The sequence below is a fragment of the Sphingorhabdus rigui genome (genome assembly GCF_014196595.1).
Taxonomy (GTDB): domain Bacteria; phylum Pseudomonadota; class Alphaproteobacteria; order Sphingomonadales; family Sphingomonadaceae; genus Sphingorhabdus_B; species Sphingorhabdus_B rigui.
In genome coordinates this window covers 9741-12194 of record NZ_JACIEA010000002.1, presented here as the reverse complement: position 1 = coordinate 12194, position 2454 = coordinate 9741, and the positions used below count along the sequence as shown (strand labels likewise).

1 protein-coding gene is annotated in these 2454 nt (G+C 52.9%); it reads left to right on the top strand.

The genetic code is table 11. The annotated features are described in order from the left end of the window. Positions 1-2454 (top strand): Ig-like domain-containing protein (locus tag GGR91_RS07540; protein WP_183941607.1); only part of this gene is annotated, 2454 nt, incomplete at both ends.

Genomic DNA, 2454 nt, shown 5'->3' with positions numbered 1-2454 from the left:
CGTTCAGTCTTGATGTGACGCTGGCTGCTGGCGCTCGCTCAATCACCGCCAAGGCAACTGACGCTGCAGGCAATGTCGGAGTAGCTTCTGCTGCACTTTCGATTACCGTGGATAGCTCTGCGCCCTTGGCAACCCTTATTGCTATCGACAGGGCATCAAAAACACTCGCGGTCAATTTTGATCAAAACCTGAGTATTGCCGGCACGCTTCCTAACAGCGCGTTTTCGGTGACGACTGCGGGAGGCACTCCCAATGCCGTCACGTCGATTGCTGTAAATGGCAACACGGTTTTGTTGACACTGGCCGACCCGATTGGAAGTGGCGCGACAGCGGTGACTTATACTGATCCTAGTGCGGCGAATGATGCAGTTGCATTACAGGATGCGGCTGGGAACGATACGGCAACATTCTCGCTTTCGCTTGGTGTCGTTGCCGACGGATATATTCGCGGCGCGCAGATTTTTGTTGAAACTGTCTCCAATGGTCAGGTTACGCGGATGGATACGGGCGTAGTTACCGATGCGCAGGGTAATTTTTTCATCCCAGCTCAATATGCCGGCTTAACACTTGTCGCCGTCGGCGGCGTCAACGTCGATACGGGCATTGTTAATACGACCAATTATCGTGCGCCTGCTGGTTCGACGGTTATCAATCCTCTGACGACCGTCATTCAAGCTGTGATCGATGCCAGTCCGAACTCGACCAGTGTTGCTGCGGCATCGCAAGTAGTTGCCGATGCCTTGGGGTTGGTATTGCCTTCAGGAAGTTCACTAACAAATTTTGACCCAATTGCGTCCGGCAATGTCGAAGTGCAGCGTGCCGCAGCTCAGATAGCCGCCATCGTTGCGATTGCTGACGTTAATGCATCGAGTGACGAAGCCAAGGTATTCGCAAATATCGCCAATCAAGTCACGGCTTCATCGGCCTCAAATGGCTCGGTTGATCTGGCGTCGACGCAACTGGTCAGTGCGGCACTGGCTGGCACAACAACGGGGGCAAACGCCTCTCTTGTCGCTGATATCCAATCAGCCGTAACGACGATTGATACTGCTGTTAGCATTGCTGCAATCTCGCAGGCTCAAAGCGATGCAATTGATACCACTGCACCTGGCGCACCAACTCAAATTGATTTGATTGCAGCGGATGACACAGGGACATCCAATACCGATAACATTACATCTAAAAATAGCTTTGCGGGGACCGTGTCGTTTAATACTACGGCAACCGACGGAACGGCTGTTGTTGCTGGAGATAAAGTCCAGGTTATTGTCGGTGGGCAAGTTTTTGCCTCTCGCATGCTGACGGAAGCTGATGTTGTTGCAGGCCAAGCTTCGATTAATTTTGTCAGCGTAAGTGATGGGACATATTCTGGATCAACGCGGATCGTTGACAAGGCGGGCAATATCAGTCCGCAATCCGCCGCGGTTACGTTTACTGTCGATAGTACAGCCCCGAGTGCCGTCATTCAGATTTCCGATGCGCTGTTGGCCGTCGGAGAGAGCGCGCAAGTCTCAATTCGGTTTACTGAAGCTGTTATCGGTTTTTCAAATGTGGATGTTCTCGCCGACAACGGCTCGCTCAGCACTTTTTCTAGCAGCGACGGCGGAGTAACTTGGACCGCAACCTTCACGCCCGACGTCGATATTGAGGATGCCAGCAATCTTATCCGACTGGCGAGCTCCTACACTGACATTGCAGGAAACTTAGGAGGCGCGGCAGACAGTCCAAATTTTGTAATTGATACATTGCCTAATCGCACACCCACTGTATCATTAGTAGTTCCAGATCAGGGTAGCGCTGAGGATGCGGCTTGGAGCTATCAGGTTCCTGCAGGCACGTTCAGCGATGTAGATGGTGATACGCTGACCTACACTGCAACCTTGTCGACGGGCGCAGCTCTACCAAGCTGGCTTTCGTTTAATGCGGCAACCCGGACATTCTCCGGCACGCCAACTCAGGACTTTGCTGGTAACGTCAGTCTGACGGTCACGGCATCAGACGGCAGTGCAAGTGTATCAGATACGTTCGTGCTCACCGTTAGTGCGGTTGAAGACGAGGCTACGGGTAGTGCTAGCATCAGCGGTACGGCCGCCGAAGGCGGAAGCTTGACCGCAAGCGTGAGTGCAACGGATGTAGATGGTAGCATTACAGACACTACCTACCAGTGGCAGGTGTCCTCAGATGGAACATCTGGCTGGGTGGATCTTTCAGGTGCGACCAGTGTAAGCTATGCGATTGCATCTGATCAGAGCCAGGTTGGTAAGTTTCTTCGGGTGATTGCAACCACGACCGATGCGCTGGGTGGTACAAGTACCCTTGAGAGTTCTGCAACCGCAGCTGTTGCGAACGTCAATGATGCACCCACTGTATCATTAGTAGTTCCAGATCAGGGTAGCGCTGAGGATGCGGCTTGGAGCTATCAGGTTCCTGCAGGCACGTTCAGCGATGTAGATG